Source organism: Phaeobacter sp. A36a-5a, from assembly GCF_037911135.1.
Classification (GTDB): domain Bacteria; phylum Pseudomonadota; class Alphaproteobacteria; order Rhodobacterales; family Rhodobacteraceae; genus Phaeobacter; species Phaeobacter bryozoorum.
Window position 1 is genome coordinate 127,798 of the sequence record NZ_JBBLYU010000005.1, and the last position, 21,335, is coordinate 149,132.

19 protein-coding genes are annotated in these 21,335 nt (G+C 57.6%); 4 read left to right on the plus strand and 15 right to left on the minus strand.

Translation table 11 applies throughout. From position 1 onward, the window contains the following. Window positions 1–20 precede the first annotated feature (20 nt). From WLQ66_RS17700 to WLQ66_RS17725, 6 genes are all read right to left on the minus strand, one after another. Entirely contained in the window at window positions 21–1,271 is a 1,251-nt protein-coding gene (locus tag WLQ66_RS17700) for an ABC transporter permease (RefSeq protein ID WP_340547656.1), read from the minus strand. Then, complete coding sequence (locus tag WLQ66_RS17705; protein ID WP_340547657.1) at window positions 1,268–1,963, minus strand: ABC transporter ATP-binding protein; 696 nt, start codon at window positions 1,961–1,963, stop codon at window positions 1,268–1,270. The genes WLQ66_RS17700 and WLQ66_RS17705 overlap by 4 nt, the downstream gene beginning before the upstream one ends. Before the next feature lie 6 nt (window positions 1,964–1,969). Continuing rightward, on the minus strand, window positions 1,970–2,614 hold the full coding sequence (zrgA, locus tag WLQ66_RS17710) for a zinc uptake protein ZrgA (protein ID WP_340547658.1): 645 nt from the start codon (window positions 2,612–2,614) through the stop codon (window positions 1,970–1,972). Between the two features lie 24 nt (window positions 2,615–2,638). Beyond that, on the minus strand, window positions 2,639–3,025 hold the full coding sequence (locus WLQ66_RS17715) for a Fur family transcriptional regulator (protein WP_340547659.1): 387 nt from the start codon (window positions 3,023–3,025) through the stop codon (window positions 2,639–2,641). A 111-nt stretch (window positions 3,026–3,136) separates the two neighbouring features. Next, window positions 3,137–5,407, minus strand: coding sequence for a glycosyltransferase family 2 protein (locus WLQ66_RS17720; protein WP_340547660.1), 2,271 nt, complete (start codon window positions 5,405–5,407; stop codon window positions 3,137–3,139). 154 nt (window positions 5,408–5,561) lie between these two features. Further along, window positions 5,562–6,599, minus strand: a complete 1,038-nt coding sequence (locus WLQ66_RS17725; protein WP_340547661.1) for an AraC family transcriptional regulator — start codon at window positions 6,597–6,599, stop codon at window positions 5,562–5,564. A 121-nt stretch (window positions 6,600–6,720) separates the two neighbouring features. Here WLQ66_RS17725 and WLQ66_RS17730 point away from each other — a divergent pair, with 121 nt between their 5' ends. The 3 genes from WLQ66_RS17730 (at window position 6,721) to pdxR (ending at window position 10,932) form a co-directional block, all read left to right on the plus strand. Beyond that, complete coding sequence (locus tag WLQ66_RS17730) at window positions 6,721–8,493, plus strand: acyl-CoA dehydrogenase family protein (RefSeq protein WP_340547662.1); 1,773 nt, start codon at window positions 6,721–6,723, stop codon at window positions 8,491–8,493. Between the two features lie 55 nt (window positions 8,494–8,548). Then, window positions 8,549–9,355, plus strand: coding sequence for a methylthioacryloyl-CoA hydratase (dmdD, locus tag WLQ66_RS17735; protein ID WP_374015638.1), 807 nt, complete (start codon window positions 8,549–8,551; stop codon window positions 9,353–9,355). An 83-nt stretch (window positions 9,356–9,438) separates the two neighbouring features. After that, window positions 9,439–10,932 carry a MocR-like pyridoxine biosynthesis transcription factor PdxR gene (gene pdxR / locus WLQ66_RS17740; protein WP_340547663.1) on the plus strand — a complete coding sequence of 498 codons (1,494 nt, stop codon included), beginning with the start codon at window positions 9,439–9,441 and terminating at the stop codon, window positions 10,930–10,932. Between the two features lie 80 nt (window positions 10,933–11,012). On the opposite strand, the gene WLQ66_RS17745 is transcribed toward pdxR, so the two are convergent. From WLQ66_RS17745 to WLQ66_RS17765, 5 genes are read right to left on the minus strand one after another with little or no spacing between them, the layout of a single operon-like run. Then, window positions 11,013–12,080 carry a beta/alpha barrel domain-containing protein gene (locus WLQ66_RS17745; RefSeq protein WP_340547664.1) on the minus strand — a complete coding sequence of 356 codons (1,068 nt, stop codon included), beginning with the start codon at window positions 12,078–12,080 and terminating at the stop codon, window positions 11,013–11,015. 3 nt (window positions 12,081–12,083) lie between these two features. Then, window positions 12,084–12,980 (minus strand): 3-oxoadipate:acetyl-CoA acetyltransferase, encoded by an 897-nt coding sequence (locus WLQ66_RS17750; RefSeq protein WP_340547665.1) that lies wholly within the window; start codon window positions 12,978–12,980, stop codon window positions 12,084–12,086. Then, entirely contained in the window at window positions 12,977–14,179 is a 1,203-nt protein-coding gene (locus WLQ66_RS17755; RefSeq protein WP_340547666.1) for a pyridoxal-phosphate-dependent aminotransferase family protein, read from the minus strand. Before WLQ66_RS17755 ends, WLQ66_RS17750 begins: the two co-directional genes overlap by 4 nt. Then, complete coding sequence (locus WLQ66_RS17760) at window positions 14,172–16,145, minus strand: TRAP transporter permease (RefSeq protein ID WP_340547667.1); 1,974 nt, start codon at window positions 16,143–16,145, stop codon at window positions 14,172–14,174. Before WLQ66_RS17760 ends, WLQ66_RS17755 begins: the two co-directional genes overlap by 8 nt. 3 nt (window positions 16,146–16,148) lie before the next feature. Then, window positions 16,149–17,288, minus strand: coding sequence for a TAXI family TRAP transporter solute-binding subunit (locus WLQ66_RS17765; protein WP_340547668.1), 1,140 nt, complete (start codon window positions 17,286–17,288; stop codon window positions 16,149–16,151). Window positions 17,289–17,533: 245 nt separating this feature from the next. On the opposite strand from WLQ66_RS17765, the gene WLQ66_RS17770 reads away from it, so the two are divergent. Next, complete coding sequence (locus WLQ66_RS17770; protein ID WP_340547669.1) at window positions 17,534–18,310, plus strand: DNA-binding transcriptional regulator; 777 nt, start codon at window positions 17,534–17,536, stop codon at window positions 18,308–18,310. Window positions 18,311–18,318: 8 nt separating this feature from the next. Here WLQ66_RS17770 and WLQ66_RS17775 read toward each other — a convergent pair whose 3' ends face one another. The 4 genes from WLQ66_RS17775 to WLQ66_RS17790 are packed head-to-tail and all read right to left on the minus strand — an operon-like array spanning window position 18,319 to window position 21,313. Next, window positions 18,319–18,948 carry a fumarate hydratase C-terminal domain-containing protein gene (locus WLQ66_RS17775; protein ID WP_340547670.1) on the minus strand — a complete coding sequence of 210 codons (630 nt, stop codon included), beginning with the start codon at window positions 18,946–18,948 and terminating at the stop codon, window positions 18,319–18,321. Beyond that, window positions 18,945–19,811: a fumarate hydratase gene (locus tag WLQ66_RS17780; RefSeq protein ID WP_340547671.1), complete on the minus strand. Its 867-nt coding sequence runs from the start codon at window positions 19,809–19,811 to the stop codon at window positions 18,945–18,947. The genes WLQ66_RS17775 and WLQ66_RS17780 overlap by 4 nt, the downstream gene beginning before the upstream one ends. 1 nt (window position 19,812) lies before the next feature. Then, the gene (locus WLQ66_RS17785; RefSeq protein WP_340547672.1) at window positions 19,813–20,442 is read right to left on the minus strand and encodes a flavin reductase family protein; all 630 of its coding nucleotides are present in this window, start codon (window positions 20,440–20,442) and stop codon (window positions 19,813–19,815) included. Beyond that, window positions 20,432–21,313 (minus strand): NAD(P)-dependent oxidoreductase, encoded by an 882-nt coding sequence (locus WLQ66_RS17790; protein WP_340547673.1) that lies wholly within the window; start codon window positions 21,311–21,313, stop codon window positions 20,432–20,434. The genes WLQ66_RS17785 and WLQ66_RS17790 overlap by 11 nt, the downstream gene beginning before the upstream one ends. Window positions 21,314–21,335 lie beyond the last annotated feature (22 nt).

The window sequence follows — 21,335 nt, forward strand, 5'->3', positions numbered from 1 at the left end:
GGTCCACCTCGCTTAGTCCACTACATCCTTACCATCATACCATCGGCAACGGACATTCTATAGGCTCTCATCGCAGGTATGAGGCTGACAACCATGCCGGCACAGATAACGCTCAGAATGACCCAAAACTCGCGCAGTGTTGGCGCATCAATCGGCAACCACAAGCCAAGCGCGCTGTCGAGAAGGGGTTGGGAGATGATCAACCCTACATATACCAACCCCAATCCAAGTGTTGCCCCGAGAGTGGCCATCATCATCGCTTCCAACACCAGCAGGCTAAGTATTGTTAGCGGACCTGCACCCATCGCGCGAAAGATCGCCATTTCGCGGCGCCGTTCATTCAGACTGGAAAAGATCGTGGCCATCATTCCGATCAGCGCGGTCACAACCACCATAGCCGAGACTGCAACAAGCGCGGTTTCGGCTATGCCAACAATACCCCATAGCTCTTGCAAAGCCACACCCGGCAGGATCGCCAGCAACGGCTCTTCGCGATATTCGTTGATGGAACGTTGCAGAGAAAATGTCTGGAGCGGGCTTTTGACACCGACGAGGGCCGCCGTTATCGCTTTCGGTGTCAGGTCCATCTGACGGATGACATCCACCGGCGTCGCCTGACCGGGGATCTGTGCGCCACTCTGCCAGTCGACATGGATGGCTTCTATCGCCTCCATGCTTATGATGACCGTGCGGTCAACCGGCGTACCGGTCTTTCCCAGAATTCCAGAGACCCGGAATGGCTGATCTTTGTGTTCGGTGAAAGACGCAAGGCCATGCGCCACGATGATCGGATCGCCGACCTTGTAACCCAATGCGGACGCGACGTCGGCCCCAACCACCGCATCAAAAAGATCATCCATGACGGCGCCATTTGCCAGCGTCAACGACCTGCCTTGCCGATATCTATAATGCTCAAAAAACTCTTGGGTGGTGCCCATCACACGGAACTGCCGGTGGCTGTCACCAAGGGAGATCGGCACAATCCAGTCCACATCGGACCGGCCCGCGATGTCCTGATAGCTTTGCCAGCTGACGTTGTTTGTCGCATTCCCGATACGAAATACCGAGTAGAGCAACAACTGCACAGATCCCGAGCGGGCGCCGACAATCAGATCGGTCCCGGAAATCGTGTCGGCAAAGCTCGCCTTGGCCCCGGTTCGCACCTTTTCGACGCCAAGAAAAAGGGCGACCGACAAAGCGATAGCAAGGATTGTCATACCCACCGTCAGCGCACGCGCAAACAGCGACGCAATCGCCAGCCGCAAAATCATGATACACCTTTCTGAACTTCGGCGATGTCCTCAAGGGTGATGACCCGGTCGAACCTTTTGCCCAGACGGGGATCATGACTCACCAACAATAGTGAAGAGCCCGTAGACGCAGTCTGTGTGAACAGCACATCGAGAAAGGCGTTCTGGGCGTTGCTATCGAGGGCAGAGGTCGGCTCATCCGCGATGATAAGGGGGGGCTGGCCAATCAAGGCACGGGCCACCGCGACGCGTTGTTGCTGACCCACGCTGAGCGTCCTGGCCTTTGCGTTGATAAGATGCTCCGGCAGACCCAGGGCAGAACACAAGCGTGCTGCCTCCGCGGCGGGCTGGCTGACCCGCCTTCGGCGTGAGGGGGCAAAGCGGAGGGGCAGCAGGATATTGTCGATCACGGATCCAAATGGGAGCAAGTTGAACTGCTGGAAGATAACGCCGATATGCTCCGCCCTGAAGGTATCTCTCGCGCCTCCGCTCAATCGGGAAATATCTCTGTCGGCAACAACAATCTCGCCGCGATCCGGCAGGATTGTACCGCAGATCAATGACAGCAGCGTTGATTTTCCCGACCCGCTTTCGCCCAGAAGCAGGACTGTTTCACCCGCTGCAAGAGAGAATTGCGGGACACTCAGCGAGAACCCGGCTCGTCCGCGCCAACGATAGGCCAGTCCAGTGATTTCGAGCGTTGCATCCGTCACCTACGTTCAACGCTCCAACGTCAGGATCGGGGTGCCACGTTCGATCTGATATGCGTGCGCGCCGGATGCACCGACCAGTTGCACCTGAACCTTCTGCACGTTGGGAAAGGCGTCGAAGTAAGCGAAGCTGATATTCGTCAGGGATGCAGGTTCGGCGCAGTTTAGCATGTAATTTGCATGAAACTCGGCGTGATCTGCTTCTTCGGTGTGATGCTCAGCATGGCCTTCATGCTCATGGTCATCATGCTTGTCGTCCGCGTGGTCTTTATGACCGTGTTGGTTGTTATCATGCCCGGCATCTTCGGCATGATCCTCATGCACATCTTGACCGTGGCCACTGGCAGTCTCCAGCTTTGCGCTCGCCTCGCCAACGCTGCACCTAGCGGCGTCCGGCATAACAAACAGGGCCAACGGATCACTGAGCCGGGCGATTGCAGCATCAACTGCTGAACGATCCGCGGCACTCTTTGCGGCATGTTCAAACCCGACCAGGTCAGCTCCGGGCGCCTGGAACTCCATCAATACCGTGCTCCCGTCGATCGCAATGTTCAGCGTGCCAACGCCGTGTTCATGCGCGCCAAGTTGACGGGTGCCCTCGGCCAATGCAGGCAAGGCAGTAACGATTGCGAGAAGAGAGAGAGTTCGTTTCATAACAATGTCCAATGTGGAAAATGATCAGGCAGCACAGGTGCCGCATAGGCCGTGGATTTCGACGATATGGCGCAGGGCTTTAAAGGCATTTCTATCGGTCAGTTCTGTAAGCTTCGGAAGCAGGTCACTACCGTCGTGTTCCTCTACCGATCCGCAGTCTTCGCAGATGGCCAGAACAGGCACGCTTTCAGCATGGTCGCAGCGACAGGGGACAAAGGCGTTGATTGACTCAAGGCGATGCGCACGCCCCTGATCGGTCAGAGCCGACAGCGTACGATAGACTGTCGGCGGCGCTATACTTGGCTCGCTCAGCTGGAGCTGTTCAAGAATTTGATAGGCCGTCATCGGCCTGTCGCAGGCCTTCAACACGGTCAGGACATCTGATTGGCGTGTCGTTGCGCGCTTTCGCATGATAGCCCCCTTTTGTTGCCCCAGGTTATTATTTTATAATATAACAAACCGCAAGACTTAAAACACCAGACACCGGGACAGCCATACGCAAATCCCGGATCGCTCTTGTCCTTAATGGTTGGTCTCGCCCCGCTGCACGGTGAAAAAAAAGTCGCTCCCTAAGGGGCGATCGGCAACCTCGTCAGGTATAACCTCGGGGCCGCCCAGAAACACGTTGGTGCAGAAATGGGCGTGCATCCTCGAGAGTTTTCGCAACTTTTCACCTGTGATTTCCCGAAACAGCGCAAGCATATCCTCGCGCGCCTTGAGTTCGCTGATCCTCTCGCGATGCCTTCGGCAGCAGCCCTCATGTGCAGCGGCAATGTCTGGATCTGTCAGCAATCGGGCCAGTTCCTCCTCAAGCGCAGGCATCATGCGCTGGATCGAGCGATCATCTTCGGCGTTGTTGTTCATTCTGAACCAGTAGGACAATCCCTGATCGCGCTCGACGTGATTCACCCGACCACGGTCGCGTTTGACCAGAAAACTCTCTGCACTGCGCACCGCGTAATGGTTGAGCTGGACCAGGTCGTATCCATAGGTCGCGATGGTCGAGCGCCAGCCATTGCGAAATATGTCCCGTGGCATCGGGCGACCCGATCCGTTGACCCATCGAATGTCCTGCCAGTGCTGTGATTGCAGCCCCTTTGGCCGGTGAACGCCGAGACGTTTGAAGACACCGTTATTTCGAAACAGCGTTTTAAAGCCCCAAGCCTGATGCGGCCTGCGCGTGACTTCATGGGCGCAGCGCGTAAACTCTCGTGTGACTAACGCGCCGGAGAACCTGGACACATCACTGTTTCCGAACAAGCGCCAGGTCATAGCGATCATATTCGCGTCACCGATCGCAGCATATAGGTCGCTGAGCCTCCCATTTCCGCATCTAATATTGATGAATTCATCCACATCCATACAGACAAGCCAATCCGCGGCGCGAACGACAGGTTCTTCTTCCGCCGCTTGAAACGCGGCGTGCTGCGGCTTCAGGTCGGTTCCGCGATATGGGTTATCCCTGTGCTGGACGTAGCCCTTGTCCTGTAAAACCCGCAAAAGACTGTCGGTGCCATCGCTGCAGTCATTTGTATAAACAAGGACCTCATCGACGCCGATGGCACGGTGGTAGGCCAGCCACTCCAGCACGAAAGGCCCTTCATTCTTCATCGTTGTGACCACAACCGTCCGCGTTCCACTGCCGCCAGTGGGCAAAAGCTTTGCCTTGGGCATACGAACCGGATCTGCGCCGAAATGCTGCAACGACACATCAAGGAGTTCCGGCGCCTCAACGAGGCCAGCCTTCGGGACAATCTGCGATAGCTTCTCAGTTGGATGGCGCAGGAGCATACTGCGGGAGAACTTGGCGATCCGATCCGTGTCGGGCGTCGCCCCTAAGATCTGTGACTGATGCCAAATGCTGTCAGCGCGGCAGTCTTGCGCGGCGACGCACCAACGCAGGTGGCGTATGTCGCTATCAAACCGCGTACAGATATGATCGGAAAATGAGGCGTTTCTGCCGCGACGCACCCGCCAAGGATAGCTCTGCACCCCATGCAGGCACGTGTAGCGACTAGGGACGTGAACCGCGCGATCAAAAATCGTTGGCCCTTTGTCACAGGCCAGCAGGTCGCATAAATCAAGATTGGCCACTGCACGGGCGCTGGCCAAAAAACGCGCCCGAATGATCTCATAGATCACGAACTCACCGAGCGGCGCCCTCCAGGGGTCATCCGGCGGCGCCGTCTGCCTGCGTTTCGGTGCACCCAACACATTCAGTGGATGAGCTTCAGCTGGCAGGCCTTTTTTGCCAAGCGGGCAGGCAGAATGAACCACGACCACGCGCACGAGCCCCTCAATATCTTTAGCAAACCCTTGCAAAGCCGCGATAAACTGCCGACTTTCATCAGGTGGCGCTTGATCTAGGATGACGGCTGCCTGCATCCCATGCTGAGACACATGGTAGGTCAGCCAGTCAAAGGCCGTTTCGGCACTTTCACCATTGCGCGTCGCAATAATCACGTCCAGCCCGGAAAAAAGGTCCGTCTCAGCAGCTTGGGCCTGAACACGGCATTCTTGACCGTTGACGGCGATAACGACCGGGTCCATCGGGCTATTCAACCCGAGATCGAGGGACTGAACGCAATCCGGGCGATGTCTCAGCGTGGTGTTTTCGTCGGAAGCCAAAATATCGTTGCAATGGGTCCCTGATTTGAAGAACAGCCTGGCGGCATGGCTGTTGCCTGCGGGGATCACAACGCAGTCTAGCAGAATGGTTTCACCAAACTGCTGCACACCCAACTGGCGCTCCAGAACTTTGTCCGATCCTGTCCCGAGGTCTGAATGCGTCATAGAAGGCCCGTTGATATTTGTCTTTGGATAGCACGAATTTATTCGTACTGCCCTGAAAAATCCGAACGCCACCAATCATTAACGGCCTCACCGCCCTCGGGTCGATCCTCGATTATGCGTCGCGCCTGTATCCTGTACCCGAGCAGCCCGGTGCCTATGTATCAAGGGCTCGATAGGAGCTGGTTGTGCCGCCTGTCCAGCGCCGGAAAGCACGATGAAAGTTTGCCGCAGAGGAAAATCCAAGATCCTGCGATATCTCTTCAATCGACTTCTGCCCGGCTCGCAAATCACGGATCGCGATATCGCGGCGCAGTGCATCCTTGATGGACTGGAAGGACGCTCCCTCAGCATCTAATCGCCGCATCAATGTTCGAGGTGTCACATTTAGCATTGCCGCAGCATCGCTCAGTCGGCAGTTTTCCCAGTTGGATTGGTAGAGGAATTCACGGATCTGAAGCGAAAGCCGGTGCTCCCGAAAGCCGGTGAAGATCCAGTCACGCGGAGCGCGGTCCAGGAATTCCGCCAACTCCGCAGCAGTGCGGGGCTGAGGTGCGCCCAGCTGCTGGGCGTCGAATGAGATGGCCGAGCAGCCCTGGGAAAAGGTCACGGCGGCTGGAAAGACGACACCATAATCCTGCGCGAATTCGGGGCGATCAAAGGCAAATTGCACGGCCTTCACCGGCACTTCGTAGCCCGCCAGCCAAGAGAGCAGACCATGCGCCAGCTTAAGCATAAGCATATGCCCGAACCGTTGGATCTCAGGCGATCCGCGGGGGACGATCTTGAGAATGAGATCTGTATTTTCAGATTTTAAATCAACCTGATAGTCATCAAGTATCAAATTCCAGAATGTGGAGAACCGATAGAGGGCCGCCGGGAGGGTTCCAGCTGCACGCACCGTGGTCAACAGGTGTTGCAGCGCGCGAGGCCGGACAGTGCGGTCCCACAAACCGGTCATTTCATCACCAGTTTCAACGGCGGCAACCTGATAGAGCTGCACGATCTGGTCAAGGGTTACCCGCTGCGCGCCCATGTGTTTGACAGTCTCCGGCTTGACCAGCCGGGCAAGACCGCAGCGTTGCAGAATAGAGCTCATCTGATCTCCGTTACAGCAGGTCTGCAAAGCCAGAAGCCAGTCTTCAATGAATGGCAGAGATACGGTCGCCAGCGTGTCTGGATCGGAGTGTGTCATCACTGCGTCAGATTAGGTTGTTTTGTCACTTTCGGAAAGTCGTTTGTCAAATTCTGGAATGGGCAGCAAACTGACCGTACCGTAGACACGCGACAGCAGGTAGCACAGCAGCGAGGCGCCAATGACTTATCAAGCTCCAATCCGTGACCTGATGTTCAATCTCGAACATCTTTCCCAATGGCCGCAGATCGTGTCCTTGGACAAGTACAGCGAAATTGAACGCGCTGACGCTCAGGCTGCATTGGAAGAATTTGGCAGGTTCTGCGGGGATCTCATCGCGCCGCTGTCACATGATGCCGACACGGCGGGCGCGCGACTTGAGGGGAACAAAGTCGTTCTCCCCAAAGCCTATGAAAAAGCCTACGCGCAGTTTGTCGATATGGGGTGGCAAAGCCTGGCGCACCCTGCGGGCCATGGCGGAATGGGCTTGCCGCGAGCCGTCGGAGCTGCCGCGACGGAGATCCTGAATGCGTCGGACATGAGCTTTGGCCTGTGCCCACTTCTGACCGATGGTGCCATCGACGCGCTGGAGCTCTCCGGCACGGATGAACAGAAGGAAATTTATCTCCGGCCGCTGGTGTCCGGCAAGTGGAGCGGGACAATGAACCTGACCGAGCCTCAGGCCGGCAGTGATCTTGGTCGCGTGCGTTGCAAAGCTGAGCCGCGCGAGGACGGCAGCTACAGCATCAGTGGCACCAAGATTTTCATCACCTATGGCGAACATGATCTCTCCGAGAACATTATTCATCTGGTTCTCGCGCGCACTCCCGACGCCCCGGAGGGGCACAGGGGGCTGAGCCTGTTTCTGGTGCCGAAATACCTCGTTGATGAGAATGGCCACCCCGGCGACCGCAACCGTGTCAACTGTGTGAGCATCGAACACAAGCTGGGGGTGCGGGCAAGTCCGACAGCGGTTCTGGAATATGCAGGTGCCACCGGATATCTGATCGGGGCAGAAAACCGCGGGTTGGAATATATGTTCACCATGATGAATGCCGCGCGCTTTGCCGTCGGCGTTCAGGGGGTCGCCTTGTCCGACCGCGCCTATCAGCACGCGCTTGCCTACGCCCAGGAGCGGGTTCAGGGACAAGGCATCGGGCTGGACCCTGAACAGGTTCCGACCATCATCGGCCATCCCGATGTGCGCCGGCTGGTGCTGCGGATGCGGGCCCTGGTCGAAGGTGGCCGGTCGCTCAGCATGGCAGCGGCTGGCTGGTTGGACCTGTCTCGGAACGGGACCGACAGCACGCGCGCAGAGGCGACGCCGATCGCAGAGTTCTTCGTCCCACTGGTCAAGGCCTTCTGCACCGAGCGAGCGATCGAAGTGGCCTCCCTCGGCGTGCAGGTCCATGGCGGAATGGGCTTCATCGAAGAGACCGGCGTCGCGCAATTCTACCGGGATGCTAGGATCTTACCGATTTATGAGGGAACCACGGCAATTCAGGCGAATGACCTATTGGGACGCAAGGTTCTGCGAGATGGCGGACAGACAGCACGCCGGTTCTCGGCCATGATTGCAGAGACCGAAACCACCCTGAAAGCTGGGGGGCCGAAGGCGCAGGACATCGCGAAATGTCTTGGCGATGCGCGGGTGGCGTTTAATGCCAGTCTCGACTGGTTGCTCGACATTGGCAGCGATAATCTCAGGTCCGCCTTTGCCGGCAGCGTCCCTTTCCTCAATCTAACCGGGACGCTTGCGGCCGGGTGGCAATTGGCACGCGGGGCGCATGCTGCCGAGATTGAATTGGAGCAGCGCAGGGAGCCTGAATTCATGGCACAAAAAATCACCACCGCCCAAATCTTTGCCCGGCATGTCCTAGTCGAATGCGAAAGCGACCGGGCCCGGATCATCAGCGGTGCATCGTGTCTCCTTGATGAGACAAGCCGACTCTGACCTCCCGCAGCATACCTGCCCAAGGGCACCCATTTAATCCGAAAAGGATCCCGCCATGTTGGCAAAAGACAGCTTCAGCTCCTATCAAAACCTCGCCATCGACGTGCGCGACAACGGTGTCTGTGTCGTAAAACTCAACCGCCCCTCGAAACGAAACGCGCTGGACACCGCAACCATTGAAGAGCTGGTGCAATTCTTCAGCGGTGCACATCGCAACGGTGTAAAGGCAGTGGTGCTGGCCGGGGCGGGGGACCATTTCTGTGCAGGTCTGGACCTCATCGAACATTGGAAAGAGGATCGCAGCCCGGACGAATTCATGCATGTCTGCCTGCGCTGGCACGAAGCATTCAACAAGATGGAATATGGCGGGGTTCCGGTCATCGCAGCCTTGCAGGGCGCGGTTGTTGGCGGCGGTCTGGAGCTGGCCAGCGCAGCCCATATCCGGGTGATGGACCAAACCACTTATTTTGCCTTACCAGAAGGCCAGCGTGGCATTTTCACCGGTGGCGGCGCGACCATCCGTGTCTCTGATTTGATTGGTAAATCACGGATGATCGACATGATCCTGATGGGACGTGTTTATCAGGGACAGGAGGCCGTTGACCTTGGGCTGGCGCAATACATCACCGATGGATCCAGCTTTGACAAGGCATTGGAACTTGCCGATCGAGCGGCGGAAAACCTGCCGTTGACCAACTACGCAATCTGTTCAGCAATCAGCCATCTCAACAATATGTCCGGTTTGGATGCCGCTTATGCCGAAGCCGTGGTCGCCGGTGTTGTGAACACGCAGCCCGCGGCACGGGCACGGCTTGAGGCTTTTGCAAATAAAACGGCTGCACGCGTTCGCCCCAATGAATGACGCAGTATTTCTCCCGCCCATCCAGATCAGGGCGGGTGGGGCCTACCGTCCGGAGGGCAGCGGCCATATAGACAGGTCTTCCCTTGACTGGTCTGATCGAACTTATCAATAGTTGCGCTATGACTAAGGCCAGATCAGGAGCGGCACTGCTCTCCCTTTCACTGGATCGCGACGGACCAGAAACGTTGCAGGCACAGCTGCTGTCTCAATTGAGACGCCTGATTCTCGAGCATGTGCTTTCGCCAGGGTCAAAGCTCCCATCAAGCCGGACATTGGCTGATGAACTCTCGGTGTCACGGGTGACGGTCTCCGCCGTGATCGATCAGTTGATCAGCGAGGGCTATCTGGAAGGGCGCGCCAGATCCGGTGTCTACGTCGAAGCAGAATTGCCCGAACAGCTGCCGGGATCGGCAGGAGCACCAGGCCCGCAGGATACAGACGCAGCCATGCCGGACGCTACTCCCGACATGCCCGCACAGTTACGAACCTTTGATATCTCCGCATCTGAGATCGCACTGTTTCCATACCGCCAATGGAGCCGCCACCACGACAAAACCTGGCGTATGCCCGAAGCCGCGTTGCTGGCGCGCGTCGATCCTTTTGGTTGGCCGCCGCTGCGCAGCGCGATTGCCGATCATTTGCGAGAATGGCGTGGCTTGCCCTGCACGCCAGAGCAGATCTTCATCACCTCCGGTGTCGTCGAAGCGATTGGCCTGATCGCGGCTGCCGTGCTAAGCGAAGGCGATGAGGTCCTGACCGAAGATCCCGGGTATATGATCCTCAATCGCGCCTTGCATCACAACCGGCTAATCCCAGTGCCGTCGCCGGTTGATCAGTCGGGCTTCGACATCAAGAGCGCACTGCCAGCCACACCGAGGGCAAAAGCGGCGATTGTGACACCGTCGCGTCAGTACCCGCTGGGCGTGACATTGCCGCTTTCCCGCCGACTGGAACTGATCGAATGGGCCGTCGCGAGACAGGCCTATGTGATCGAGGACGACTTTGACAGTGAGTATCGATTTCAGGGTCGACCGCTCCCGGCGATGATGAGCCTCAACAATCAGGATCGGGTGATCTACGTCGGCAGCTTCTCCAAGGTGGTCTTTTCTGCACTAAGGCTAGGGTTTGTGGTTCTTCCAAAACCGCTCTTGTCGCAGGTCAAAGCCGTGCTGGAACAGACCGACCCGCAGGCGTCACTCATGCTGCAACCCGTGCTGGCCCGTTTCATGCAGAGCGGCGATTTTGCCACCCATATCCGGCGGATGCGACGCCTCTACGCAAAACGACATGCGGCGCTGCTGCGGGCGATCTGCGTCCATGCAGGCGATCTACTGACCGTGGATCCGGTACCTGCCGGAATGCACTTGGTGGCAAGGCTCACATCTTCGCTCGAGAGCCGCATGAGCGATGTCGAGGCTGCACAGCGCGCCGATTTGGCCGGGGTCTCCGTCAGACCGCTGTCGTCATTTTTTGCACAGACGCCCAACATGCAAGGGCTGGTCATGGGCTTTGCAGGGTTCTCAGAAGACACACTTGACCAAGGCGTTCAGGATCTAGCGGCGGCCTTACGTGCATGAAACCAAGCCTGTCTTGTCAACTCAACCAATCCTATTTTTAACATAACTACCATTATCAATCATCTTGTGGGCGCACTTCCTCAGCCCTCGGGCGCTGCATCCGCTGTTGATGGGATAAAATCGCGCCAATGATCCCCGACGGTGGGCAGTTCTGTATAGGTCCGCCGTGCGTCGGCGGCGCGACCGATGAGATCGGCGGCAGACATGCCCATTTTGTCACAATAGGCTTCCAGTTCATCGACCGCGTCCGTGATCACCCTCCAGCCGCGCAGCATCACCTCGGAGGATAGCCCTACGGCACTGCTACCAGCCAGCATCATCCGGGCAACGTCCCGACCATTTGTCGCGCCGTTGGTGCCAATCAATGGGCAGCCCGGACCAAGACGTCGTCGGCTTGTTGCCAACCAATGGCAAGTGATCGGCAGGTTCCAATACCCCCCGATACCGCAGCTTGTGTCCAGCACAGGTTTTTGTGTTTCAAGATCAGGCACCAACCCAAGCGACCGGCCTGCCATAACCACGCTTTGGGCGCCTGCGGAAAAGGCTGCTTCAGCGAGGTCGCCTACGCGTTCGCTTTGACCTGAGATCTTGATCCAGACCGGAATATCTAATGCTTCAACCATCATTCCGGTGAGCCTTGCCACCCGTTCGGGGACCAGCTCCGTGCTGACAGCACAGCGCGCCGCCTGGCTGGCGTAGGGCGTACCGATGTTCAGTTCCAGCAGCTTCAGCCCGGCGGCCTGGATCGCGCGCGCCATGTCCAGGGCTGCGGCTGGCTGGGCCAGGACCAGTGACGGTACGAACAGACAGTCGTGTTGACCTGCCAGACGGTCCATACTCACAGCTTGCAAGAGCCAAGCGTCAAACGTCAGTGACGGTAGCCCAGATCGGGTAAACACCGTCAGTCCGCGAGGAGCATCCTCGGACCAATCCACCTTGTTCCAGTCTCGATCCAGCAAAGTGTATTCAGCCTGCTGCAACTGGTGCCTGGCGGCTTGCGACTCGTTGATAGATTTGCCGACCACCGCACCCGCGCCGGCTTCAATCGCAGCACGGACCCCCTCGATATCAATCAGATGTTCTCCCGGCGCCGCGATCACCGGGTTCTTCAGGCAAAGATCTCCAATGCGGGTCTCAAGCTTGGCCATGCGTCACCCGCCGACTTCCAGCCGTTCCCCTGAGCACACAGTCTCCTTGACCTGCGGCCCTGGCGTCGACGCCCGCAAGCCCAGAATGCGGCGTGCCTCATCTGTGGTCGCGACAGGACGCTCGTATTTTTCGCAGAGCGCTGTCACACGCTCCACGAGTGCAGCGTTCGACGGCGCCAGCGTATTGCGGTCGAGCCTGACATTATCCTCAAGACCCGTTCGCGTGTGTCCACCTGTCGAGATTGCCCATTCATTGACAACCAACTGGGCAGCGCCAATGCCGGCAGCGCACCACGGCGATGTCGGCGACAGCCGTTGCAGCGTTGCCCGGTAGATATCAAATATGGCTCTGTCTGCGGGCATCGCATTGCGCACCCCCATGACAAACTGCACATAAGGCGGGTCATGCAACTTACCCTCTTGCGCCATCTTGCACGCATTTACGATATGGCTAAGATCAAAGGCTTCAATCTCCGGCATCACACCGTAGGCCGCCATCTCGCTTGCCAGCCAATCCACCAGCTCGGGCGGGTTTTCGTAGACCCGTGTTGGGAAGTTGTTTGATCCGACCGAAAGCGACGCCATATCGGGCCGCAGTGACAGCATACCGCCCCGTATCCGGCCAGACCCGGACCGGCCACCTGTGGACAGCTGGACGATCATGCCATCACAGTGCTTGCGGATTCCTTCCATCAGGCGCGCGAATTTATCAGGTTCCGAACTGGGTGTTTCGTCCTGGTTCCGAACATGACAATGCGCAATCGCGGCACCGGCCTCAAACGCGGCCTGGGTGCTTTCGATCTGTTCATCAACTGAAATTGGAACCGCCGGATTGTCCGACTTGCGGGGCAGTGACCCGGTAATTGCCACACAGATTATGCAGGGTGCTTGGTCGGTCATGGGTGGGATTCTTCCAGATTGGCCAAGGCCTCTATCGCCGCCCCTGCTCCGCGTGCATCGGCCTGTATGCCGAGCACCTTCAGAGCCAAATCAATGCTTGAGATCGCCCCCAGAATGGTCGGTGCATTGATGTGCCCCATATGCCCGATCCGTATCGACTTGTTGGCCCAGTCGCCCAGGCCCCGGCCCAGCGTAACACCGCAATGTTGCTTGCAGAAAGCGATGATCCTATGCGCGTGTGTGTCGGCAAAGTTCAGCACCGATACCGATGGCGCGCGAGCAGACGGGTCCATAATATTCGCCATCGCGCCCGCCGCCGCCCATTGGCCAATTGCGGCCAGTGTCGCATCTCTAAGCGCTGCGTGACGTGCAAAGACCGCGCCGAGCCCCTCCCGCTCCATCATGTCTAGTGCTGCCGCGAGCCCGAACAAGAGCTGTTCGGGCGGCGTGCCACAGTATTTAGAGTAGTGATCACCCGTCATTCGCGCGGTCCAATCCCAGTAGCGGGACCGCAGACCCGCTGAGGCATGGGCCGCCAATGCACGCGGTCCTGCCACCACGAAACCCAGTCCCGCTGGACACATCAGACCTTTCTGTGACGCTGATACCGCAACATCCACGTGCCATTCGTCGAAAGCAAATGGCATGGTGCCCAGCGACGCGATGGCATCCACCATCAGCAGAGCAGAATGACCAGTGACGTCTATGGCCTGCCGGATGGCACCGATCTTGTTGCAGACGCCTGAGGCGGTATCGACCTGAACACAAAGGATGGCGGCAATCTCGTTCGCGCTGTCTTCTGTCAATCGCCGTATCAGCGCGTCGGTGTCGATGGGTCGGTGCCAGTCGCCCGGCAGGATCTCGATCTGTAATCCCATCGCCTCTGCCATGTCTCCCCAGCCAAGCGCGAACCGGCCGGATTCCAAGACCAGAATTCGATCTCCGCGCGACAACGTATTGCAAAGCGCCGCATCCCAGACGCCATGACCGTTGGCCGCATAGAGAAAGACCCGCTGCGATGTGCCGAATGCTTTCTGCAAGCCTGCCTCGCACCGGGCCGTCACGTCGAGAAGCGGCCCGGAATAGATGTCGATGGAGGGGCGCTGGATCGCCGTGCGCACGGCATCGGGAAGGATCGACGGCCCCGGGATCAGAATGGTTTCCGGTCCGGCGGCCAGTTTTGGGAAAGCATCAATCATGGCTTAGCTCGATCTTGCCAAGCCGCCGCTCCCGCAGAAAGGCAGAGGCCACCACCGGGATGATCACAAGCCCCGCCAAACCCAGGATTTCATGCTTTTCAAGCGGGATGACCGTGTGCCCGGGGAGCGGCATGATGATCGAACCCGCAATGAGCAGCAGCCGATCGTGTAGCTTCAGACGACCAACACCCGCCAGATAGCCCTGCATACCGCTGGCAAAGCACATCACACCCAAGACCGCGATGCTAAGTGCGATCACGATTTCACCCGGGCTGCCGACCAGAATTAACGCCGGATCCAGCACGAAGAAGAAGGGGATGAAGTAGATGACGCTGCCAAGTCTCATCGCCTCAACTCCCGTGGCCATTGGCGGTGCCTTTGCGACCGAGGCGGCGGCAAACGCCCCCAGCGCAACAGGCGGCGTGATGAACGACAGCATACCCCAGTAGAAAATGAACATATGGACGGCCATTGCATTCATTCCGGTCGCAACCAGTGCGGGAGCAAGAATAATCGCAAGAAAGATGTAGGCCGCCGTCACCGTCATACCGATACCAAGCACAAAGCTGGTCATCGCCCCGATGATCAAAAGCACCATAGGCGAGCCGCCAGCGATCGACAGCAGGTCATTCACCAACGTTCCGGCAAGCCCGGTCATCGAGAGGGCACCAACAATCAAACCAATCCCCGCCAATACGCTAACGAGTTCGGCAAAAAGCTTCGTCAGCGTGTCAACAAAAGCAAGCAGCTCGTCACGTCCCCAGCGCGTGTTCTTTGAGAACAGCTGATTGATGATCAGCAGCACTGGAGTTGCATAGAACGGCGCCAGCATTTCGCGGCGAAGGAAAAGCAGCAGATAAACAAGGAGAGCGAAGGCAAAGATATAGAACCACCCTTCTTTCAGCGTCTGTCGCACCGATGGCAATTCCGCGGCCTCAAGCCCCTTGATACCTTCGCGCGCCGCGCGCGCGTCGATCTGGATGAAAAGCCCGAAGAAATATAAGAACGACGGGATAATCGCGGCCATTGCAACACTGGCGTAAGAGACCTCGAGAAAATTGGCCATGATGAAGGCTGTGGCGCCCATAACTGGCGGCATTAGCACACCACCCGTTGAAGCGCAGGCCTCGACCCCGGCGGCAAAGGGTGCCTTTAGCTTGATACGGCGCATCGCAGGGATGGTCATCACACCGGTGGTCATGACATTGGTCACAACCGAGCCGCTCATCGAGCCCATCAAGCCGCTTGCTACAATCGCAACCTTCGCTGGCCCGCCACGAATATGTCCCAGCAGAGCAAAGGCAAGATTAATGAAGAATGTGCCCGCCCCGGTATGCTGTAGCGCTGCACCAAAGATCAGAAACCCGATGACCAGATTGGCGAACGCCCGCATCGGGATGCCCACAATGCTCTCGTTGCTCATGGCATGGTAACCCGCCGCAGTCTCCAGCGGGTAGGAAAACCCGCGAATGGGGCCGGGCATGGCATCGGCAAACAATGGATAGAGGGACACGACGCCCACAATAACGGCGAGTGCCGTGCCGCCGGCGCGGCGCGAGGCCTCAAAGATCAGGACCCAGAGTGCCATCGAAATATAGGTGGCGCGCGCGGGTGCCGCGAGTTCCCAGCCATTTTGCATCATGTTGAGCGAGTTTGCGATAAACCAGCACAGCACAGATCCGGTCAGGACCGCCAGGACGATATCGTAAAACGGCACCCTGGTGCCGGTCGCAGCCTTGCCAATGGGCAAGATGATGAAGACGGACGGGATGATCAAAAGCAAAAGCAGATACATATACTGATTTGCAAGAAGTGTATGGCCCACAAAGAAATGCAGATTGAAGGCCTGATTGATCGAAAGAAACACTACGGCGCAGGTGCTTGCCCGCAGCAACCAGAGCCAGGCATTGCCGACAGGTCGGAAACGGCTGACCGACGCTTCTAGGTCGTCCATCTTCGTACTCATGGATCAGTTATCCCAAACTGTCGGCATATTTGCCGCTCGCAGCGCATCTGCACGCGCGGCCATCCAGCGCTTCTGGAAGTCATCGGCGCTTTTGTCCTCCAGGTCTTGCCACGCATTTGCGATCACAGCCTGCCGGCTCAGAAGATACCGGTTGTGCGCTTCATTTTCGTCAGACCACAGGCCAACCGACTTCCAATACGCAACCGCTCCTTCATGATACGGCAAGACCCATTGGAAATTCTGCCGATCCTTGGCCCAGCCGCTGGCGGAGGGCTCGGCGGCGACAAATCTCTCGAACTGCTCGTCGATGCCCTTTGCCATGTTCATCACAAGCCCAGCATCGCGATCCGGCGCGGTCACGAGAATTGGATAGGGAAAGCCGCTGCATTGCAACGGGTTAGCATCCGAGATGTTGGTACCGGCCGTTGCGATCCGTTTGGCCATATGAGGGGCCACGGCCTGCATTCTCGCCCAATTTTCGGTTTCATCATGTGGAGTTTCAAGCCAGCGCAAACCCCGCGGAGACGCGTCAACTTCGGTGCCGCCGCCTGTGGTAAATGAAGTCATCGCATCGGCCTGATCATTCAGGATTGCTTTCCATGCCGCGTCAAACCCGCTTACCTCGACTTTGGTGACATCGTCCCAAGTCAATCCGCCATATGCGAGAAAGGCCGTCACATTGGTCTGTAGCGCGGGTGAACCGACAACCCAAGGCAACCGCTTGCCCTTGAGATCTGCCGCAGTCACGATATTCGCGTCTGCCGCAGTTCCAAGCGCGAGACAGTTGTTGCCGGATGCGCTCATCACCATTTGCAGGGGTTGTGGTCCCAGTTCCGGTTTCGCCCACCCGAGGACGCCCTCAGCTGCATAGAACACGCCAGATCCGGCAGCGGCAAAATCGATCTGACCGCTCACCACTGGCACAACGCGCGAGACGTCATTTTTAGCCGGAACAACGCGCAGCGTAACGCCGTATTCGTCCTGGAGCGCCTTGCCGATAGCAACCGACTGGCTATAGCCCGAGCTTCCGACATTATAGGCTGTCCACGACAACGTATCGGGCAGCTTGGTCTCTTCCGCCGCGGCGGCACCGCCCAGGCACATCGCCAAAAGCGGACCCATAATTCTAAGCGTTTTGGTCATTTCTATTTCTCACACTTCCTAGTCGGTTACGCGGTCCGGTTTCCGCCCTTTGTTCTGGTTAGAACTCAGTCGCCCTAGCCTTTGCCCCATTGAAAACTCTTGGTCGAAAACCTGGACGAGCGTCTGAGTTAACCTGTGATTTACTGTCAGGTCTTGCCTGCGACCTCTCAACGATTGCGCAGGGCTGTTCCACTGTGTGGAACAATATGGTAAGCGTTCCAGACATCGCATAAGGGAGCAGGTTGTTGGTACGGTATACTCCGGTCAGATCCGTCGAGCGGGCGATGGCGGTGCTTGAGGAAATGAACCGCGTCAAAAGCTCCACGGTTGCTCAACTGCATCTCCGCACCAAACTCGCAAAGCCGACAATCGTGCGGTTGCTCCAGACGCTGGAACACATGGGTTATGTGAGCAGAGATGAACGCCAGTCGGGCTATGTTCTGACCTCAAAGGTCATGTCGCTTAGTGCCGGGTTTCACAATGACCCGCTGGTTGTCGAAGCCGGGCGTGCCTATGCCATTGCCCTGACAAAGCAGGTTACTTGGCCGGTCTCAATCGCCATTCCAGATCAGGGCGACGTCGTGGTTCGGTTCTCAACCATTCCCGACAGCCCGATTTCACCGTTTCACGCAACGGTGAATATGCGCCTGTCATTGGATCTTCATGGGCTGGGACTTGCCTATCTGGCTTTCTGTCCCGAGGACGAACAGCGCATTTTGTTGAAATCGATATTCGAACGCAGCAAGAGTGAGACGCCGCAATCAGGCGACACAGAAACCGGGCTGCAAGGGCGACTGGCCCTCATCAAGCAGCAGGGATTTGCGGAGCGGCTGCGCGCCGCCGGCAACGAAAGCTCCAACACGATCGCGGTTCCGATCCTTGGCGAAGGCCGCGTACTGGGGACTTTGGGTATTACCTATTTCCGCTCGGCCGTCCGGCGCGCGGATGCCGTTCGCGACTTTCTGCGCCCGCTACAGGATGCGGCCAAACAGATCGCCAGCAATGTCCGCGATCTGACCTGAGAGCTGTGTCAACGTGCTCGGGTTTCGTTCAACTCTTTCATCAGCGCCTCGAAGCGGGAATCCGCTTGGGCCTGCAACTCGGAATAGAGAGAATTGCCACGCACATCGACACCAACGGTCAAGGGGCCCAATTGCTTCACGCGCAAGCGCGTCAGCCGAAATTGCAGGATGAGATCTGTCCACGCCACGTCGATTACATCTTCGACCGCCTCTGACGTCAATGCGCTGGCCCCACCCACAAATGACAGATAAACACAGCGCATCTCGCGCATTGCCTCTACCGTCTGCGGACCGACACCGCCTTTTCCACCGATCGCCTTTACCCCACTGGCGCGAATGATCGCTGGCAGATGGGGCTCAAATCGCGTGCTGGTTGACGGGTTGATGTAGCGACATTTTTTGTCGGATCCACTCTCTTCGATATAAGCCCCGACCTGACACAACATACCGTCTTTGAGGTCTATCGGCAGCTCAACCCCCGCTTGCAGATAGTCCTTCATCCGCTTATGCGTCGGCAGACCAACGGTTACAACGATATCCCCTGTGAGATAGACAAGGTCACCGATCCTAAGCCTGTCCAGACAATCCTGTTGCAGCGGCAAGGTCAAATCGTGGCTCTGGGATCGGGTATTGGTCATTCGATCCGCTCGATTTTGCCTGAGTTATAGAGGCGCGCGCGGGTTCTACGGTTGATCCAGCAGTTGAAGCACACTGCCACGGGGGTAAACCCATGACCGGCGGAATAATCGATATGGATGCCCAATGCTGTCGTATCGCCGCCCTGCCCCATTGGACCGAAACCCAGCTTGTTGATTGCCTTCAGCAAACGCTTTTCCATATCTGCCAGGATCGGCTCGGGGTTTGTCGTACCCATCGGTCGCAAGGTCGCATTCTTTGCGATTTTTGCAGCCTGATCGAAGGACCCGCCAATACCGACGCCAATCATGACGGGCGGGCAATGCTGCGAACCGGCCTTGATCACCGTCTTGAGGATGAACTCCTCAATATCGGCCAGTCCAGGATAAACAAAGATCTCCAGCGCCGCCCAACGACCTGAGCCGAGCGCCTTGGGTGAACATGTGATGTCAATGTAATCCGCGCCATCGACGATATCCCAGTTGATGATGGGCATATCCTTGCCCTGATAGGAGCGTTCGTTTGTCAGAGGGTTCTGAACAAATTTCAAAAGCGGCGGATCGATACGCTCAACAAGATCGCCAAAACCATCGACGAAGGCAGATTTCACATCCCCTTCGAACCGTGCCTGACTGCCGATCTTAACAGAATAGACCGGCACACCCGCATCCGAGCACAAAAACCGGTCGTGTTCTTCGGCCAGCTCCGAACTGCGGATCATGAAGTTCAGCACCTTCTTAGCGTTCTCACCGGTTTCCTCGGCATAGGCTTCGGCAAGCCGTGCTTTCGTGTCCTCGGGGATCTTCTTTAATGACCAATCATAAAGATCGCCGGTCAGCCGCCGCAGCGCATCGTGTCTGATCATCTCAATCCTGTTCTTTCTTGACGTAGACCCGAGGCAACTGAAATCGCGGCCCCATTTCGGCGAAATCCAGATAGCCCAGGCGACTGATGTGCCTGACCTTGTTGTAGTCCACCATCCCGTCGGTGAGGCAGGCATCGTCAATATGAACACCAACCACATGGCCAAACACGATCGTATTGGGGTTCTCAGGACGTTCAGTTGGCAAGTGCAGCACCTCGATGGTCTTGCACTCAAACTGAATGGGAGAAGCTGCAACCCGCAACGGTTGGACCAGCCTAGACTGGATCGAAGCTAGCCCCACCTCGTCGATCTCGCTAACCTCGCTGCCCCAAGCAGTCGAGGACAGGTTGACCTCCTCGCGCAGATCATAGGTGGCGACATTGTAGACGAATTCACCGGTATTCTCAGCGTTGACCCAACTGTCCTTGGGCGTGCCGTCCGGCTTCAACCCATTGCACGAGAACATGACGGTGGGCGGAAAATTATGCACGAGATTAAAGTAACTGAACGGCGCAAGGTTATGGATGCCATCGGCACTCACAGTCGAAATCCAGCCAATAGGCCGTGGCGCAACGCAGGCAGAGATAGGGTTATGTGGCAAGCCGTGCCCTTTTGACGGTTCAAAGAACATCATTGCTATCCTTCAGAATTGCACCCGGCATGGCCGCGAAATCGCGATCTGCATACCCGGCATCCCGAAACTGGGTGAAGCTTTCAAGCGCAGCCTGCAAGGCTGGCGTCGCGACTCCGCCTTGGGCTGCCACCTGGCAAAACACCCCTAGGTCCTTGGCAATGCCGGCGACTGTAAAGCTCGCCGAGCTCTCTTTGCCCAAAATAATCTCGGACTTCCCGGAAAGAGCACCATTTGCTGCAGGGCCGCTTATCAGAATGTCCAACATCAACTCACCCGGCAGGCCGAGGCTGCGCCCTACACCGAGCGCTTCTCGCAGCGACTGCCAATAGCTGGCCAGCATGATGTTATTGACGATTTTTGCCGCCAACCCCTGGCCCAACGGGCCGACGTGAAAAACCCGGTTTGCAAAGAGTTCGGCCACCGGCACGAAGCGGGCTACATCAACAGGCTCACCGCCGATAAAGACGCCTGCCTGTCCCATCGAGACAACCTTGGGCCAGCCCGAAACAGGCGCGTCAAGAACCCCAGCTCCGGCAGCCGTGATCCAGTCGGCATATCCTTTCAGCGTGGCCGGATTAACCGTGCTGGTGTCGACAACCAGCTTGCCACGCAAATCACAGGTTATCAGCCGGTCCAGCACTGCCGCGACCGCCCCGTCATCAAACAGCGACAATAGGACAATATCGACCTCCGCAACCAGATCGTCCAATATGGCAGGGGCACCAATGCCCCTTGCACCCGCCCAATCCACGTCCACCCCGCTCCGCGTCCAGCCCGAAACTGAACAGCCCTGTTCAGCCAATCTTGCCGCAAGTGCCGCGCCCATCTTGCCAAGCCCAACAACGCCAACTCGTTCGTTCATCGCCATTTCCTTCAAAGCCTTTTCCGAT

Excerpts from the sequence above, each read along its gene's own strand:
- WLQ66_RS17700 (WP_340547656.1), bottom strand. The coding sequence starts at position 1,271 with ATGATTTTGCGGCTGGCGATTGCGTCGCTGTTTGCGCGTGCGCTGACG.
- zrgA (WP_340547658.1), bottom strand. The coding sequence starts at position 2,614 with ATGAAACGAACTCTCTCTCTTCTCGCAATCGTTACTGCCTTGCCTGCA.
- WLQ66_RS17715 (WP_340547659.1), bottom strand. The coding sequence starts at position 3,025 with ATGCGAAAGCGCGCAACGACACGCCAATCAGATGTCCTGACCGTGTTG.
- WLQ66_RS17720 (WP_340547660.1), bottom strand. The coding sequence starts at position 5,407 with ATGACGCATTCAGACCTCGGGACAGGATCGGACAAAGTTCTGGAGCGC.
- WLQ66_RS17725 (WP_340547661.1), bottom strand. The coding sequence starts at position 6,599 with ATGACACACTCCGATCCAGACACGCTGGCGACCGTATCTCTGCCATTC.
- WLQ66_RS17730 (WP_340547662.1), top strand. The coding sequence starts at position 6,721 with ATGACTTATCAAGCTCCAATCCGTGACCTGATGTTCAATCTCGAACAT.
- dmdD (WP_374015638.1), top strand. The coding sequence starts at position 8,549 with ATGTTGGCAAAAGACAGCTTCAGCTCCTATCAAAACCTCGCCATCGAC.
- WLQ66_RS17745 (WP_340547664.1), bottom strand. The coding sequence starts at position 12,080 with ATGGCCAAGCTTGAGACCCGCATTGGAGATCTTTGCCTGAAGAACCCG.
- WLQ66_RS17750 (WP_340547665.1), bottom strand. The coding sequence starts at position 12,980 with ATGACCGACCAAGCACCCTGCATAATCTGTGTGGCAATTACCGGGTCA.
- WLQ66_RS17755 (WP_340547666.1), bottom strand. The coding sequence starts at position 14,179 with ATGATTGATGCTTTCCCAAAACTGGCCGCCGGACCGGAAACCATTCTG.
- WLQ66_RS17760 (WP_340547667.1), bottom strand. The coding sequence starts at position 16,145 with ATGAGTACGAAGATGGACGACCTAGAAGCGTCGGTCAGCCGTTTCCGA.
- WLQ66_RS17765 (WP_340547668.1), bottom strand. The coding sequence starts at position 17,288 with ATGACCAAAACGCTTAGAATTATGGGTCCGCTTTTGGCGATGTGCCTG.
- WLQ66_RS17775 (WP_340547670.1), bottom strand. The coding sequence starts at position 18,948 with ATGACCAATACCCGATCCCAGAGCCACGATTTGACCTTGCCGCTGCAA.
- WLQ66_RS17780 (WP_340547671.1), bottom strand. The coding sequence starts at position 19,811 with ATGATCAGACACGATGCGCTGCGGCGGCTGACCGGCGATCTTTATGAT.
- WLQ66_RS17785 (WP_340547672.1), bottom strand. The coding sequence starts at position 20,442 with ATGTTCTTTGAACCGTCAAAAGGGCACGGCTTGCCACATAACCCTATC.
- WLQ66_RS17790 (WP_340547673.1), bottom strand. The coding sequence starts at position 21,313 with ATGGCGATGAACGAACGAGTTGGCGTTGTTGGGCTTGGCAAGATGGGC.